The organism is Lactobacillus sp. ESL0230, from assembly GCF_003692805.1.
GTDB classification, from domain to species: domain Bacteria; phylum Bacillota; class Bacilli; order Lactobacillales; family Lactobacillaceae; genus Lactobacillus; species Lactobacillus bombicola.
Map to the genome: position 1 here is coordinate 24666 of NZ_REHI01000001.1, position 17347 is coordinate 42012.

A 17347-nucleotide genomic window follows, 5' to 3' on the forward strand; every position below is an offset into this window, starting at 1 on the left:
AGATGAAGGTAGAATTATTTCCTTTTCAAAAAAAAGCTGTTGATGAGTTGCGATATAACGTCGCTAACTCTTTAGGCGCATATCAACAAACCATGATTCCGCAAGTAGTATCTTTTACTGCTCCAACTGGTTCAGGGAAAACTATAATTACTTCGGCTCTTATTGAAAGAATTTTTAATGGTGAAGCTAGATATAATGACCAACCTGATGCAATCTTTCTTTGGATTTCAGATTCACTTGAGTTGAATTTACAATCGAAAGAAAAAATTGATAGACAAGCAGATAAAATAACATTAGAACAAACGGTTGAAATATCTGATGATAGTTTTGATGAAGAGATGCTTGAAGATGGACATGTTTATTTCTTAAATACACAAAAGCTGGGAAAGTCTAGTAATTTAACAAAACATTCTGATACACGTAACTACACGATTTGGGAAACTTTAAATAATACGATAAAAAATAAATCAGATAGATTATATTTAATAATTGATGAAGCTCATAGAGGAATGCAAGTAAAAGATGCATCTAAAGCAACATCAATTATGCAAAAATTTATCAAAGGCAGTAAGAATGAAATAGAACCTTTTCCAGTAATTATTGGTATGTCGGCCACAATAGATCGTTTTAATAAACTTATTGGTGAAACAACAGCTACTATTCGAAAAGTTATAGTTACTACTGATGAAGTTAGAGCTTCAGGTCTATTAAAGGACAGAATTATTGTTACTTATCCTGAAAAAAAGACCATTAATAGAGATATGGCTGTATTACAAGCTGCAGTTGATGCGTGGAAAGACAAGTGGGATCACTGGCAACAATATTGTAAAGAACAGCATTATGCATATGTAAATCCTATGTTAGTTGTTCAAGTTAAAAATGGTACAGATCATAATAATATTTCAGACACTAATCTTGATGATTGTCTTCAGTTGATAGAAAACAGAAGCGGTTTTCAATTTAAGGAAGGCGAAGTGGTTCATACTTTTGGTCAAACTGCAGATCTGAAAATTAACGGCTTAAAAGTACAGTATATAGAACCATCAAGAATTAATGATGATAAAAAAATAAAAGTGGTTTTCTTTAAAGAAAATTTATCAACTGGTTGGGATGCTCCAAGAGCGGAGACTATGGTTTCTTTTAGAAGAGCAGTGGATACAACTTATATTGCCCAACTTTTAGGAAGAATGATCAGAACACCTTTAAGAATGCATATTAATGTTGATGATACTTTAAATGACGTAAAACTATTTTTACCGTATTTTGATCAAATTACAGTTCAAGATGTACTGAAAGAATTGCATAATTCAGAAGGTGGAAATATTCCTGCAGATGTTTATGGAGAAGAAATAGGTGAGAGTAATTTTACTACGTTATCTATCCATCCAACATCAAAAAAATATACTAAAAGATCTAGAGTTAAGGAAGCCGATAATCAACTTTCATTTTTTGAAGCTTATAAAACAACAGAAAATAATAAAGAAACTACACAAAAAACAAACGATAGCTTATCTAAGAAAACTACATTTATTCAATCTAATGTAGTTAATGAAACAAGAGATAAACGGAATAAAGATAGCTCAGCAGTAAATATTCAGCAAAATACGGAAGACAATTTTGACAAAGAGATTAATAGAGAAGAAGTTATTAAAGCGATAAATAGTATGGGATTACTAACATATAATATTAGATCGACAAAAATCAATAATTATTTAACCTCATTGTTTAAATTAGCTCATTTACTCACTCAATCGGGTATTTATCCTGGTGCTGTAGATAGTGTTTTAAATAATGTGGTTGAAAAAATACATAACTATATCATTTCTATTAAGTCTGATAGCACATATGATTATCTAGCAGATAAGGCTAGAAAATTTGAATTATCAACACAGTCGTTTGATGTATTCGGTAAAAAAATACAAGGTAGTCATGATATAGGCTTGTATTCTACGACCCAAGCTGATATTGATAGACAATTTAATTTGGCTGAGAAGAAACTTGGGGATCAGGGAATTGGAATAGCCTATGGTAATAAATATTATGATGAAAATGATCCAGATTCATTTAAAATACATGTAATTTTATATGCTTTAGATGAAGAGTGTAGAAAAAAATTATTTACATATGCAGAAAATGAATTTCATAAATTGGATGATCAATATAGGAGATACACATTAGATAAGGGAGAAAAGTTTATCAAGCAATATGATCGAATAGTTTCAGATGGCGATGTTGTAAGTAAACATAGTTTTAGATTACCCGAAGCAATTAGTATTTCTCCTGATAAGTCTGGCAAACTTTATAGTGATCATTTATATGTTAATGATGATGGATATGTTCGGGTTGACTTGAATAGTTGGGAAGAAAGAGTAATTAAAGAGGAAGAACGAAGACCTGATTTTGTGTGTTGGTTAAGAAATCCTCCTAGAAAAACATGGTCTTTAACAATACCATATAAATTGCACGGTGATGAGAAGCCAGCGTATCCAGATTTTTTGATTATTAGACGAGATGAAAAGAGTAAGTTTGGCTACGTTGTAGATATTCTTGAACCACATAATCCTTCTTTAGATGATAATTTAGGAAAAGCTCAAGGATTTGCTAAATATGCACAAAATAACATTCAAATCGGCAAAGTAGAGTTAATAAGACAAACAAAAGACAAAGCCAGAAATAATAGATTTATTAGATTAAATATGGCTAAAAGTATTATCCGAGATAAGGTTTTGCATGCTGTTACTTTAGAAGAATTAAATCATATTTTTAACGAATATGGGGTTTTTGAAGATTAACCACAATATCTGCCACACAGTTTTATAGAAATGTATTAGTAATGTTGATTTAAGAGCAGAGGAGTTGCAAGACTTCTATGCTTCTAGTCGCATAAGTTTTTATAAATTAACTTTAAGAAGTCTATTATTGAGGTTATATAAATATCTTGATAATGGGCTTTTTTCGTGTTTTTTATTTTTAGTTGATAGTTATGTAAAGTTGTTAATATTTAACTTTTGCCACACAACTGCCACAAAAATAGAATTAGATAATTTTTGTGTGGTAAAGATGTTTCTGATTCACAATAAATATTAGCATGTACACTTGTCGGCATACAGTAGCGACTAAGTTAGGCAATACTCCAGGAATGTCTTATCCGTGGGCAGCAAGTCGTATGGGTCATACAGTTAAAATGTTTATGAAAACCTATGTGCATGTAGATGAAGATAGGAATATTGAAATATCAGATTTAGTTATGAATAGTAGAGTGCATAAATAAAATTAATATTTTTTATTTAGTAAACATTCGAAAACTTTATAGATTAATATTAGTAATAAATTATATTAGTAATAAATTATATTAGTAATAAATTATATTAGTTTGTTGATATTCATGTTAGCGCTTTACAAAATTTAAATAAAGAAGTAAAATTATTAAAATTTAAAATTACTTATGTTGATAATTTGTACTAACAGTAGTTTATGGAGGTACTAATGATATATTTTGATAATGCTTCAACTTCTTTTCCTAAGCCAGAGATAGTTAAAAAAGGAGTTGCAAATCTAATTGAAAATTCAACTGGAAGTTCTATGCGAACAGCGAATACCGAAAAAACAGATATAATATTTGAGACTCGTAAGAAATTAGCAAAATTATTAAACGTTGATTTTCCAACAAGTATAATTTTTTCGTCTAATGCAACAGATTCACTTAACATGATAATTGATGGCTTTCTTAAAGAGGGGGATCACGTTGTTTCAACTGCAATTGAACATAATTCTGTTGTTAGACCATTAATTAGACTGCGTAAAGAAAGAAATGTAAAAATTTCTTGGGTAAAGTCTGACTGTTATGGATATGTTGAGCCTGATGAAGTTATCAATGCTGTTGATGAGAACACTAAGCTAGTGATAGTAAATCATGCCGCTAATGTTACAGGAACTGTTCAAAATGTCGAAAAAATTGGGCAAAAATTAAAAGAATATCCAAATACACGTTTTTTAGTGGATGCGTAACAAACTATAGGCCATATTCCAATTGATAATAAAAAAATTAATGCAGATTTTATTGCATTTACAGGGCACAAGGCGTTAATGGGTATAACTGGGATTGGCGGATATTATATTAATCCTGAAATAGAAATTAGACCCTTTAAAGTGGGTGGCACTGGAGTTTTATCAGAATTACTGGTTCAGCCCAAGGGAGCACCATTAGAATATGAAGCAGGTACGATGAATACTATTGGTATTGGTTCACTATCATATGGTATAGACTATCTGAATAAAATAGGTATATCTGAAATTTCGAATGAACTAGTAAAAAAGACAGGCTTATTAATAAAAGAACTATCAAAGTTAGATAATCTTTCAATTTATTCTAAACCCAACCCTGTTGGTATAGTTTCATTTAACATAAAAGGAATTATTCCCTCAAGATTATCTACTTTTTTATTAAAAGATGTGGATATTAAGACTAGGTCAGGAATTATATGTGCCCCATTTATTCATGAATTCTTAAAAACTAATCCTTTTGGCTGTGTACGAGTAAGTATGTCACATTTTAATACTGAAGATGAAATAGATGATATAGTTAATTATATTTCTGAAGTTATAAATAACTTAGATAATGTACGAAATATCAATATACCAAATATATATACTAATCCAAGCATTTATGATTTTAATTAATTGTTGCGGAGAATTGATACTATGAAAAATATAAAAGATTTTTGTACTTTTTGTGATGAAAGTACAAATCAAGTATATTACAGATCAAAAAATTTTACGCTTTGGGCTACATCTGGTCCAATAGTAGAAGGATATTCACTTATTGTTCCGAATGATCATTATAATTGTATTGGTGCAATACCTAAGGAATTACAAGCAGAATATTTAAGCCTTAAAAATTTAGTTAGAAAAAAGTTGATTCAAATTTATGGTAATTGTATATTTTTTGAACATGGAAGAGCAGGATATTGTCATGTTCAACCAGGAGAAGAACTGTGTTATCATGCACATGTTCATGCAATTCCAATAAATGTTGATTTGAAGAAGTCAATGGTTGAATATGGGTTAGCCTCAATAAAGCTAGATAACCCAGAAGACATGTTTAAAAAATATTATGAATTAGGCCAATATCTTTATTTTGAAAATGCTAATAATCAAGAATATCTTTTTCAAATTTCTAGACCTATACCAAGGCAATATTTAAGGACATTATTAGCAGACGCTGTTGGAAAACCTGAACTTGCAGATTATAATAAATATCCAAATTGGGAACAGATAAAAATGACTAGAAAAAAGTTAGAACAATCATTTTTAAGTGAAAAGTTGGAATACTAATAATATGGTAATAAGCAATTTTTTATTGATTGCATTTGCAATAATGTCATCTTTGTCCAGGGGAATAATCTCAGTAATTGATCGGTATCAGATGGGATACCGCCATCAAAGTTCAATTACTGTAAATTTTTTGAATAATCTTTGCAGTACGGCATTAGTAACCATATTTTTAATTGGCTTGTTAAATAAGTTTCCTACGACCAAAATAACGGGAAACTATGTTGGCAAAATTATTATTTATGGTTTGCTTGCACAGTTGGTTGCGTATGGTTACAGTTATGTTTTTAAAAGAGTAACGATAATGCAATCAATTGTTTTAAGCAAAATGACCGACTTGTTTATTCCCTTAGCCATCTGTTTAACCATGGGTTACTTTAACAAGTCGGCATATTTGATTTCAATTATATCTACTATTATTGTAGTTTGCTACATTATTTTTAAGCAGAGACACAGTCAGATGAATGTGTCAACTTTGTTAAAAACATTTATGGTTATTGGTCCCCTGTTGATTGTACAAGCAGCACTATCGCCATTATTAACTAAAGGCGTTATAAGGCCGGTTGATTTAGTATACTTTACGATTGCTACAATTTATATTCGTTGTTTCATCACAATTATTACTTTTTGGGTTAAGCATCATGGTTTGCGCATTAAGGGTGTAAAAATTAACAAACAGATTTTTGGGATTTATGGTGCTCGTGCAGTTTTGACAATACTGGCACAAGCGACGTATACGTTAGCAACATCATCGCCTAATTCGGGAATTGCGTGGATTTTTCTCAATATGACCAATTTATATAGTGTTATTTTTGGTAGTTTTGCATTAAAGGAAAAAATCCATTTTTCTGATGTGCTGCTGATTATTTGTATTTTTGGGTTAGCGCTAATATCCAAATAATTAAATTATGATATAAGCTATAGTGACCACAAAAATAGCCACACAACTTTTATAAATTAATATATAAAGGCTAGTTTAGTAATAAAAGCTATGATAAAACTACGTGCTTCTAGTCCATTTAGAAGAATTATTTAAATTAATTATCCTTGATTTACCAATGTTTTAGGCAGATAAATTAAGGATAATTTTTATTTGTAAAGGATAATTAAGAACACAATCGGAACTTAAAAATTATTGCTGTCACATAGCCTTTAACATTATTATGGACATTAAAAAAGTAGTCGTGAGACTACTTTTTTGTATTTTAAATTTGTTTATTTTTCAAGTAAATCAATCGTACTCTTTTTAAAAAAATTCCAGGTAGAAGCACATAAAAAGGCTAGGAGTAAACCATAAATGATGATTATTAAAGAGCTAGGAAGCTGACGCAAATAATTGATACTATGACAAAAGTCAAATATTTCTTGTCGAAATAGTATAGCCATTAATGCCCAAAAAAATGACCAAAGCATCTGAATTCGATTAACGGCTTTTTGCTTAGGTGATCTGTTTTTATATTTTATTTGATTATTTGCTAAATGTGATTTAAATGCATTCAATTTAAGTCCCCCCTAACTAATTTGCTAATTTTAAATTAAAGATATTAAAGCACAATTAAGCGTTATAAGCAATTGCTAATTTTTAATGTGGATCAATAGCTTTGAATTTTATTAAAGGGATAGTACCGAAAAACAACTTTTCCAATTAATGGCACTAAGTTTAACTGGTCCAAAAAAGCGGGAATCTCTGGAAATATCACGGTATTCGCCCTTTACAAAGTCATATCCTTGAGGGACTTTATAAGTAAAATTAGTGGTAAAGGGTTCACCTGCATCTTTGTCAGCTTTTTTAAAATGGTTGTTTAAGTATGGTTCTGGTAATAATTTGCCATTGATATACATTTGATCACTTTTAGAAATAATGGTATCGCCAGGAAGTCCAATAATTCGTTTTACGTAAAGGGCTCTAGGAACGCCTTAAGTAGTTTTTGGGGCACGTAGCACCACGACATCATTGTGCTTAGATGAAAAGTTACGCCATGTAACCAAGCGGTCATTATCTTCAAAGTTAGGTTGCATAGATGCTCCTGAAACACGATTATTTGAAATCACAAATTGTAATAAAAGAAAAAAGATTCCCAGAGTAATTATCGTCATAACGATGACATCAAAGACAAATTTTCCCCCAACTTTCTTTTTTAGTGGTTTTATTTGTATTCATAAATTATCCTCCGCTTATTTTTTATTATATCTCAATTAAAGTATATTTTGAGATCCAATTAATGTTATAGCTTGATTAATTTAATATAATATTAATTATAAAATTAACATAATCGTCTAAAAAAAGGATATGGTATTATCAAAAACTTAGTTAAAAAAGAAAGAGAAAAGCGAAAATTAACTCAAGCTTTACTTGCTGAAAAAGTAGGGGTAAATGAACTGACAATAAATTCAATTGAGCAAGAACGCTATCAACCATCAATTATTTTAGCTTATAAGTTAGCACAGATATTTGCTACTAATATTGAAACCTTATTTTGCTTGCAGGAGTACTTTGAGAATGAAAAAAAATAATCAAAAAAGGAAATTGATGTACTATTTAGAAACATTTTTCTTTTTATTATGTTCAGTCCTGAGCCTGTATGAATTAGGGCGAGATTTTTTATATAAAGTTGAGTGGATTAAACTGCTTAAAGATAGTGTATGGCTAGTCTTAGCTATCATTGTGACTATTGGTAGTTTTTTTCGTGCAAAAGATGTGGGTACCAGTCAAGATGATGATGAACGCGATAGGTATCTAACGATGAAAGTAGATCAGCAGGCATATAGAATTACTAAGGTATTATTATTTGTGATTGGCTATGGTCTTTTTGCTTGGGGTATGATTTTAAGTAAGAGTGTAGGATATAATGAACAAGTAATGGTTATAGTTATTATATCTGCAGTGTTGGTAGGGTTATGGAATTTATTACTTTTAATTGAATTAATTTTGGGTCTATATAATTACCTACGAAAATAAGTAAATGTTTTTTTAAAAATAATAATAGTTTATTTTTAAATTTAACTTTAGATGGTTTTATTTGATACTGAAATTTATTAATTTTAGAAATATATTAATTAAGAAGGTAAAGTTTAATTGTCGCTTACATGATTATACATTTGAAAAAGGTTGAATATTGTAACCAACTAATTATTTCGTTATAATTAGGGCAAATAAAAAATTTGTGGTAGGGGTTTACAGTAATGCAAAACTTTCGAGATTTATCTCTTGACCCAAAGAGATAGCTTGAAAGTTTTTTTAGCTTGGGAAAAGGTAATCAATAAACTTTATTAGCCAATATATCTTGATTTTATTAGATATTGGGCGAATTATTTAGTTATTTCAAATTCTTACCTATTGTTGGAAACTTACTAGCTGGAATTTTGTTAGGTTCTACAATGTTAATTTTGATAAAATCTAATTCATTTTATAATTATTGGCACAATTGATATTAGTTGTTTAATATTTCTTACTGCCTAAAAAGTAATTTATCATTATTGAAGATATATTCTAAAGTAAGTCTTATGATTGTAAGGTTAGGAGTTGTAGTTACTATTCTTATGTTTGGAACTAATTTTTTAATTGAAATAAGCTATTTTGAGTTAGTTTGGTTAATCTATCGTCTTGCTCCTAAGCTTATGAATTTATTGAATTAGACTCTCATTGCTTTTATCCTAACTAATTTTTGCTTTTATCCTAACTAATTTACTGATTTTAAATTAAAGATATTAAAGCACGATTAAGTGTTCCAGGCAAGTTTGCAAAAATAATTGATACTAGTGCAGATAGAGATTAAGCGGTAGTAATTAGTTAAGTATGGCTTAAATGGGTCATTTCCTAGGAAATTATAAAATGTTGCAAAAATTGTGAAAGTGTTTGCAATATTTTCTTGACAAAATATAGAAAGCGCATACAATTATACTTATAAAGTTTGTTAACCGGTTAACTAAATTTTATAAGCATTAATTTTATTAAAAAGAGTAATTAAAAACTATCGTGTAGGATTTGCTTTGTAGGAATTAATTTCAGCTGTGGTTTAGACGCCTGCTTATGTTCCAATTTCTGTCGGAGAATATGCATGGCAGTTTTACCAATTGCCTCAGAATTTTGCTGAATGCAGCTAATTGGTGGAGTCATTACTTGCATCCAATCAAATTCTTCATAAGTTGCTACGCCATAATCTTCTGGATAAGAAAAATTTAGTTGTTGCATAGTGCGCAGTAAATGTAAGAGTACGCGAGCATTCATGCAAAAGAAGCCAATTTTAGCAGTAGTATTTTGTTCCATTATGGTATTAATATTCTGAGTAAATTGTTGATATTCTACTTTTTTCCCATGATGGGGCACGGCAACTAAATGGTTTAAAGTAGAATAGTGAGTTGCTTTGATGAAGCCTTGGTAGCGTTGGGTTCGAGTGCTAATATTTTGGAAAGGCCAAGTAACAAAATAAAGGTTGTCGTAGTGCTTGGCTTGCATTTTTTGCACCAATTCTTGTACTGATGCCATATTATCCGTTGCAACTGTGTCAATAATTAAATTAGAAGATTGGCGGTCAACCATGACTGTATTTTGGTTTGAGAGGGATTGATAGATGGGGCTGTCAGGATTAACTGGATCAACGATGATTCCAGCTACGCCATCATTTTTTAAGCGTGTAATATTATCGATTTCTTTTTGCTCACTATTAGCAGCATTAGTGAATAATACGCGATAATTGTAATTATCACATTGTTCATAAATACCTGATAATACTTGTGAAGTGAAGGGATTAGTAATATCAGCAATAGAAACCCCAATTGTTTTATTTTCATTCTTGGCTAAATTTCGCGCGGTTGAATTAGGCCTAAAATTGGTATGACTGATTATTTGATTTAAATGTTTGCGTGTTTTTAGTGACATCCGATCGTAGTTGCCATTGAGATAATTTGAAACTGTAGCAGTTGATACCTTGGCCATAGTTGCAATATCTCTAATAGTTAGTTTTTCCATAATTAAACCTCAATCAATATTATCTTAAATATATCGTAATTTTTATTTGACTAAGAATCAAGTTGTACTAAATAGTTAACCGATTAACATAGTTGATATGCTAATCAATTAAGCAGTAAAGGTAGGTGAGCAGGTGACTAATCACTTTATTGTTAATACAGCAGCTTTTCAAAATAAAAAAACTGCTGTTGAGCAAGTGAAATACGTTAAAGTAGCACAAAATTTAGGCTTTGAAGCAATTGAAATTCGGAGTGAACTTCTAAATGGTTCAAAGCAGGAATTACAGGATATAGCGCAGATTGCTAAAACAAATAAATATAAAGTTTATTACAGCGTAGGCGATGTTTTATTTAACAAGCAACAGCTAAATTCTAAGTTGTCGGTGTATTTAGAACAAATGCATGAATTAGGTGCTACTCATTTAAAAATGAACTTAGGTGAGTTTAATCCAACAAACGATGGTTGGTATCAAGAATTAAAAGGAATACTTGATGGATCTTTTAAATTATATATTGAAGATAATCAAACTCCAATTGAAAGTGACTTATACCAAACTAAGGCTTTCTTAGAGCAGGGATCTTCTTTGGGGATTAAGTATTGCTTTGATATTGCTAACTGGAGCTGGTTGGCGACGGATGTCTATACCGCAGCTGAGGCTTTAGCTGATTTTACAGGGTACATTCATTTAAAAAATATTCGAACTATCGGTAACCAAAAAGTGGTAACAAGCTTAACTACAGGTGAACTAAACTGGAGAGAAATTTTGGCTATGTTACCACAAGCTAATTATTTTGGTTTTGAATATGCGGCAAAATCAGAACAGCTAGAGTCAGATTTGCAGTTAGTTAAGCAGTTAACTTCATAGTTAAGGGGATGAGGGTGTGTTAGAAACTGTTAATCGTATTTTTCAAGTTTTTGGTGCGAGTGTAGTTGTGCCAGTCATGATTTTTATTGTCGCACTATGTTTAAAGGTTAAGCCTAAAACTGCCATGATGAGTGCATTTTATGCAGGCGTGGGCTTAACGGGATTTGGTTGGATAATTCAAGCCTTTACGCCGACGATAACCAAAATTATCAAGCAAATGGTTAACAACACAGGAATCAAATTACCAATTGTTGATATTGGTTGGCAAGCAGGTTCATTAGCCTCTTTTGGCTCATCAGTTGGACTAAGTTTTTTCGTCTTTGGCTTGATAGCTGAATTGTTATTGTTTGCCTTTGGCATTACTAAAATTTTTATGGCTTCCAATTTATGGAATAATTTTGGTTTTATGATTTGGGGCACAACCTGTTATTATGTTACTCATAATTTTTGGCTATCACTAGGGTTATCATTTTTCATGTTACTTTATACTTTAGTTTTAGCTGAAATTCAAGCTGATCGTTGGTCAGATTATTACGGGGTCAAGAATGCCTCCGTAGCGTCTTTGCACAATATTGAACAAGTTATACCGGCAATTTTACTAGATCCTTTGTGGAACTTATTAGGGTTTAACAAGGTTAAAATGACCCCTGAATATTTCAAAAATAAGCTAGGTGTTTTTGGTGAACCGACTACTTTAGGGGCCCTACTAGGACTAATTATTGGAATTTTAGGTAATTTAAATAGCCTAGGTTCTTTAGCAGCATGGGGACAAATTTTTTCAGTAGCGGTACAATTGTCCGCTGTTATGACTATTTTCCCCTTAATTACTAATGTCTTTTCGAAAGCCTTTACGCCTTTAGCAGACGAAATTGATAAAAATACGCACAAAAATACGGCTGAAGCTAAGGAAAGTGTTAGTGAGACTACTAATAAAAAGCGGTGGTTCTTGGGGGTTGATGATGGAGTTGGGTATGGTGAGCCTGCTACAATTATTTCAGGTGTAATTTTAATTCCTATTATGGTTTTAATAGCCTTTATCCTTCCAGGTAATAAAACTCTGCCAATTGTTGATTTGATTTCCTTACCGTTCATGGTTGAATCGATTGTTGCTCTAACTCGGGGGAATATCTTAAAAGTAATTGCTAATGGAATTGTTTGGTTTAGTTTGGGATTATATGCTTCTAGCTGGCTCGGTAGTTTTTATACGGGAGCAGTCTCTCATTACGGCGTTGCCCTTCCAGCGGGTATAGTCTTGATTACCAGCTTTAATTTAATGGCTCGCCCCCTGAATGCTTTAGTATTTGCGGCGTTTGTTTCGCAAAATCCATTGTTAATTGGCTTAGTAGTTTTAATTTATTTGGCATTATTATTTGCTTTACGGCGGTATCGTCCACAAATTTGGCAATATTTAAGTAAAATGGCAGATAAAAATAGAGGTTATTCTGGTAGTGATGAAAAAATAACTTATTAATCGAAAGGAGATAATTATTATGAAAAAAATTGATGGACACATGCATTTAGTGCGCTCGTTAGCTGGTTTATCTGCTAAGGGGAGAATGACTCCCCTAGGCAAAGGTCAGGCAATTTGGGACAATGGGATGTTTCTTAATTTGATTCCTGAAGGCTGGGGTGACGATAATTTTACTGCCGAATCGGCTTTAAAAGTAATGGAAGACGATGAGGTTGAAAAGGCAGTTTTGCTTCAGGGCAGCTTATATGGCTTTCAAAATTATTATTCTTATCAAGCTGTTAAAAAATATCCTGATAAATTTATTGCAGCCTTTTCAGTTGATCCCTTTGCCGATAATGCAATGGAAATTGTTCGCCGGCATGTAGAAGACTTAGGTTTTCGGGCAATTAAGTTAGAAATTAGTCAAGGTGGTGGGTTACATGGTTATCATCATCCATTTCGTTTAGATACTTCACCAGAATTAGGTAAAATGTTCCACTACTTTGCTGATTATCCTGGATTTGTGATTACCGTTGATTATGGTGACTATACGCAATTTAGCTATCAACCCGAAGCAATTGTTAATTTAGCACAACGATATCCTAAATTGGATTTTGTGGTTTGTCATTTATCATTCCCTAGTGCTGATCATTTGAATCGTTTAGCTAATGCTTTAGAGCAATGGGAACCATATAATAATATAACTACTGAAATTGCGGCAATTCAAGATATTGAACATGAAACAGAATTTCCATTTCCGCGCTGTCAAAAAGATGTAGCTTTAGCAAAAGATATTTTGGGGGCTAAAAGAATTCTTTGGGGAACCGATTCACCATGGTCTTCGACTTTTAACTCATATCATAATTTAGCAACTTGGTTAGAAGAAACTGATATCTTTACTGCATCGGAATTAGAAGATGTTATGTATAATAATGCTAACCGGATTTATTTCAAACCGCAAAATATACAAGCAGTTCGTGATAGTGAAGACCCAGTTTTGAAGAAGATATAGTAAGGAAGTAAAAAGATGAGTAAAATAAAAGTATTAGTCACAGGAATTATTCCTGAAGCAGGTTTAACTGAACTGAAACAAAATTTTGATGTTACTTATGACCCAGAAAAAGAGACGCGTGAATGGGTTTTAGAACATTTATCTGAATACGAAGGATTATTAATTATGGGGATGAAGGGTGATCGAGAACTGATCGATGCCGGTACTAACCTCAAAATTATTACTGCTAATGGAGTTGGCTTTGACCATATTGATATTGAATATGCTAAGCAAAAGGGTATTGTGGTAGCAAACTGTCCTCAAGGTGTACGCGTTCCAACAGCAGAAATGACTTTTACCCTCTTATTGGCAACAGTTAGACATCTTCATTTTTATGATAAAGTTGTGCGCAGCGGGCAATGGATTGATGTCTCTGAACCACAGTATATGGGGATGAGTTTACAGGGTAAAACTCTTGGTGTTTATGGTATGGGGCGTATTGGCTCTGAAGTAGCTAAATTTGCGCAAGTATTCGGTATGAAAGTTATTTATAATGATGCCCATCGCTTAACTCCTGAATTAGAAGCAAAATTAGATGTTAAATATGTGGATTTTGATACCTTAGTTCAAACTTCAGATGTAATTACTTTGCATGCCCCAGCCCTTCCTTCAACCAATGGAATTTTTAACGCGGAAGTATTTAAAAAGATGAAAGATACAGCTTACATCATTAATGCGGCGCGGGGACAATTGATTAAACAAACTGACTTGATTGCAGCCCTTAAAAATGGTGATATTGCAGGAGCAGGTCTTGATGTTTATGAAACTGAACCAGATATTCCACAAGCTTTACGTGATTTAGATAATGTTGTTCTATCACCGCATGCTGGAACGGGTACTTTAGAATCGCGGACAACGATTGCACGTGAAGCCTCGCAGAATTTGATTTCATATTTACGTGATAAGAAACCACTAAACCAAGTTAATAAATAATAGCTTATCTTTTACCAGTAACACTGGTATTTGGCTCAATTATTGAGGAATCCCCCAAATAGTTTCGTGCTAGGAGGGGATTCCTTTTTTCAAAAATTATAACTGAGGTAGAAGTATGGAATTTAATAAAATTTTTAGTGATCAGCTTGATCATTGTTATGCAATTATGCGATTACAAGCCTTAAATCGTGATTTTATCATAGTAGCTTCAGAAGAAAATCAGCCATGCTATGCTTATGATTTAAATAGTAATTTTAACAAGTCCACTGTTTGGTCAGACATTGGTGGAACAATGACTATGGTTCAGATACCAGGAACATTAAATTTTTTAGCAACGCAAAAGTTTTATCCAGGCTTTAATTCTTTACATTGCCGGATTGTAAAAGAAACTTTCAATGGGCAAGGTTGGGATCAAAGTATTGTGGGGGAGTTTCCCTATATTCACCGCTTTGATATTATCCCCAAAACTAAAGACGATTATTGGTATATCGGCTGTTCAATTGCTAATTCTAAAAAAAATACGAATGATTGGTCTGATCCTGGAAAAGTCTGGGTAGGTATTTATAAAGATAAACCGCAAAAAATTACCGCTTTAAAGGCTTTACCAATTAGAATTACCAAAAATCATGGTTATCAAAGGATGGCAGGTTATTCTTTAATTACTGGTGAAGAAGGTATATTTCGCTTAGATTACCCAACTAAAGTGGATGATTGGCAACTGCAACAATTATCAAGTATTGCAACTTCTGATATTGTAGCAACTGATCTTAATGATGATGGACAATTAGAATATTTGGCAATTGATGGATTTCATGGCTCTTATTTAAGAATGTATGATAACAATTTCCATACTCTAGCAAGAACTACTAAAGAAACCCCTTTCGGGCATGCACTATGGGGTGGAGAAATTAAGGGCCATAACTACTTTTTATTTGGTTGGCGTTCAGGAGCACAGGGGTTAAAACTGATAAAAAATGTTGATTTAACTGGCGATTTATTAGCTAGTCATCTTGGCCCAAGTAATGTGTTAGTTTATCAAAAGGAACAACAACAATATTTACTATCAGCTAACCGTGAAGCCAATGAAGTGGCCATCTATCAAATTTGTGACAAATAAGGTGAAGTACAATGAATTATTTTTTGACTATTGATAATGGTGGAACTAATACTAAGGTCGTCATTTGCAATGAATTAGGGCAACAACTAGGCTTGGCTTCGTTTCCAACCAAGCGTATATCTCCCCAACCAGACTTTCAAGAAATTAAATTGTCAACTTTATTAGTAGATATTGGTCGTGTGATTCAAGAGGCTTTGCATAATGCCCACTTAAAAGCAGCGCAAATTAGTGCAGTCACAGTAGTGGGTCATGGTAAAGGATTATATGCGCTTGATAATGAAGGCAAAATATTTATGAATGGTATTTTGTCGACGGATAATCGAGCTAAAGGTATTGCAACTGAGTTAAATCAGCAACTAGTAAAAATTTATGCGCTTAGTCATCAACAAATCATGGCTAGTCAGGCACCGGTTATTTTGCGTTGGTTAAAAGATAATCAACCGGCTAAGTACAATCAAATTGGCTATATCCTATCTAATAAAGATTTTATTCGGTATCTTTTAACCGGTAATATTTTGCAGGAGCTAGGGGATGCATCTGGTAATAATTTAATTAATTTGACAACTAAGCAATACGATACAAGATTATATGATTTCTTTGGTATTTCAGAAATTTCTGCTAAGTTACCACCATTGATTAATGCAACTGATTTAGCAGGGCATATAACAAGTCAGGCAGCTAAAATAACAGGGTTAGTCAGTGGCACACCAGTTTATGGCGGGATGTTCGATATTGATGCTTGTGCCCTAGCAACTGGTGTCTTAGATGATAGTTTATTTAGTATGATTGCTGGAACGTGGAATATGAATATCTTTCCTAGTCACCAGTTGGCACCACTTGACTCAGGCTTAATGAATTCTATTTTTCCTACTGGTGATAACTTAATTGAAGCATCAAGTCCAACTTCTGCCGGTAATCTTGATATGATGCTCAAAATTTTGCTAGCAGATGAAATTCAAAATGCTAAGCAAAATCATAAGTCAATTTATGATTATTTGGAGCAAATGCTAGATACCACCAAGGCAGATTATGCTCAATTATTTTTCTTTCCATTTTTATATGGTAGTAATGTAAATCCAAATGCTGAAGGTGCCTTTATTGGTTTGCAAAGTTCGACCACTAAAACTGAGATGATTCGAGCAGTTTATGAAGGGATTTGCTTTGCCCACCGTTATCATCTGGATCAGTTATTAAAAATATTGGGTCATAATCCTACTGCAATTAGAGTGTCTGGTGGGGCATGTAACTCTAAACATTGGGTCCAAATGTTTGCAGATGTCTTAAACTTGCCAGTTGAAATCACTGCTGCAACTGAATTAGGAGGCTTAGGGGGAGCTATAACTTGTGCCGTTGGCCGTGGCGTTTATCCTGATCTACCGACTGCAGTAGGTAAAATGACGCAAGTAACAGCTCAATATCAACCATGTCGTGAAGAAACTAAGATTTATAATCAAAAATATCAAGTTTATTGTTCATTATTACAAGCGCTAGATGGTGCCTGGAATAATTTAAGCAAGTTAAAAAAGGAGTTGAATGTGCATCATGACAACTAATGCACTCGGAATTTACGAAAAAGCTTTACCACAAGATCTATCCTGGCGGGAAACGTTTGAATTAACACATGACTTAGG

At 32.5% G+C, this 17347-nt stretch carries 14 protein-coding genes and 3 pseudogenes; 14 read left to right on the forward strand and 3 right to left on the reverse strand.

Annotated elements, in window-relative coordinates; translation table 11 throughout:
• The first annotated feature begins 2 nt into the window (after positions 1-2).
• The 5 genes and pseudogenes from F5ESL0230_RS00130 (at position 3) to F5ESL0230_RS00155 (ending at position 6232) form a co-directional block, all read left to right on the forward strand.
• Complete coding sequence (locus F5ESL0230_RS00130; protein WP_122021083.1) at positions 3-2792, forward strand: DEAD/DEAH box helicase; 2790 nt, start codon at positions 3-5, stop codon at positions 2790-2792.
• 296 nt (positions 2793-3088) lie between these two features.
• Positions 3089-3271, forward strand: a complete 183-nt coding sequence (locus F5ESL0230_RS00135; protein WP_233551628.1) for a hypothetical protein — start codon at positions 3089-3091, stop codon at positions 3269-3271.
• Between the two features lie 215 nt (positions 3272-3486).
• Positions 3487-4680 (forward strand): annotated as a pseudogene (locus tag F5ESL0230_RS08515) (aminotransferase class V-fold PLP-dependent enzyme).
• A gap of 21 nt (positions 4681-4701) precedes the next feature.
• On the forward strand, positions 4702-5334 hold the full coding sequence (locus F5ESL0230_RS00150; RefSeq protein WP_122021086.1) for an HIT family protein: 633 nt from the start codon (positions 4702-4704) through the stop codon (positions 5332-5334).
• 25 nt (positions 5335-5359) lie between these two features.
• Positions 5360-6232: a hypothetical protein gene (locus F5ESL0230_RS00155; RefSeq protein WP_158593039.1), complete on the forward strand. Its 873-nt coding sequence runs from the start codon at positions 5360-5362 to the stop codon at positions 6230-6232.
• A 314-nt stretch (positions 6233-6546) separates the two neighbouring features.
• On the opposite strand, the gene F5ESL0230_RS00160 is transcribed toward F5ESL0230_RS00155, so the two are convergent.
• Both F5ESL0230_RS00160 and lepB read right to left on the reverse strand, forming a co-directional pair.
• Positions 6547-6831, reverse strand: a complete 285-nt coding sequence (locus F5ESL0230_RS00160) for a hypothetical protein (RefSeq protein WP_122021088.1) — start codon at positions 6829-6831, stop codon at positions 6547-6549.
• 92 nt (positions 6832-6923) lie between these two features.
• Positions 6924-7428: pseudogene (gene lepB, locus F5ESL0230_RS00165) on the reverse strand (signal peptidase I).
• 201 nt (positions 7429-7629) lie between these two features.
• Here lepB and F5ESL0230_RS00170 point away from each other — a divergent pair.
• Together F5ESL0230_RS00170 and F5ESL0230_RS00175 are read left to right on the forward strand one after the other, a co-directional pair.
• A complete protein-coding gene (locus F5ESL0230_RS00170; protein WP_122021098.1) occupies positions 7630-7845 on the forward strand; it encodes a helix-turn-helix transcriptional regulator in 216 nt (71 codons plus the stop codon).
• A gap of 16 nt (positions 7846-7861) precedes the next feature.
• Entirely contained in the window at positions 7862-8290 is a 429-nt protein-coding gene (locus F5ESL0230_RS00175) for a hypothetical protein (RefSeq protein ID WP_147440860.1), read from the forward strand.
• 1005 nt (positions 8291-9295) lie between these two features.
• Here the strand turns inward: F5ESL0230_RS00175 and F5ESL0230_RS00180 are convergent.
• A complete protein-coding gene (locus F5ESL0230_RS00180; protein ID WP_122021090.1) occupies positions 9296-10300 on the reverse strand; it encodes a substrate-binding domain-containing protein in 1005 nt (334 codons plus the stop codon).
• A 133-nt stretch (positions 10301-10433) separates the two neighbouring features.
• On the opposite strand from F5ESL0230_RS00180, the gene F5ESL0230_RS00185 reads away from it, so the two are divergent.
• The 7 genes and pseudogenes from F5ESL0230_RS00185 to F5ESL0230_RS08520 all read left to right on the forward strand — a co-directional run.
• Positions 10434-11165 (forward strand): sugar phosphate isomerase/epimerase, encoded by a 732-nt coding sequence (locus F5ESL0230_RS00185; protein ID WP_122021091.1) that lies wholly within the window; start codon positions 10434-10436, stop codon positions 11163-11165.
• A gap of 16 nt (positions 11166-11181) precedes the next feature.
• Positions 11182-12636 carry a PTS galactitol transporter subunit IIC gene (locus tag F5ESL0230_RS00190; protein WP_122021092.1) on the forward strand — a complete coding sequence of 485 codons (1455 nt, stop codon included), beginning with the start codon at positions 11182-11184 and terminating at the stop codon, positions 12634-12636.
• A gap of 19 nt (positions 12637-12655) precedes the next feature.
• Entirely contained in the window at positions 12656-13627 is a 972-nt protein-coding gene (locus F5ESL0230_RS00195; RefSeq protein WP_090093263.1) for an amidohydrolase family protein, read from the forward strand.
• Between the two features lie 15 nt (positions 13628-13642).
• The gene (locus F5ESL0230_RS00200) at positions 13643-14599 is read left to right on the forward strand and encodes an NAD(P)-dependent oxidoreductase (RefSeq protein ID WP_122021093.1); all 957 of its coding nucleotides are present in this window, start codon (positions 13643-13645) and stop codon (positions 14597-14599) included.
• A gap of 115 nt (positions 14600-14714) precedes the next feature.
• A complete protein-coding gene (locus tag F5ESL0230_RS00205) occupies positions 14715-15716 on the forward strand; it encodes a hypothetical protein (RefSeq protein WP_122021094.1) in 1002 nt (333 codons plus the stop codon).
• Positions 15717-15727: 11 nt separating this feature from the next.
• Positions 15728-17269: an FGGY-family carbohydrate kinase gene (locus F5ESL0230_RS00210; protein ID WP_122021095.1), complete on the forward strand. Its 1542-nt coding sequence runs from the start codon at positions 15728-15730 to the stop codon at positions 17267-17269.
• Positions 17259-17347, forward strand: a pseudogene (locus tag F5ESL0230_RS08520) (xylulose 5-phosphate 3-epimerase); the annotation flags it as partial. The gene F5ESL0230_RS00210 and the pseudogene F5ESL0230_RS08520, both read left to right, overlap by 11 nt.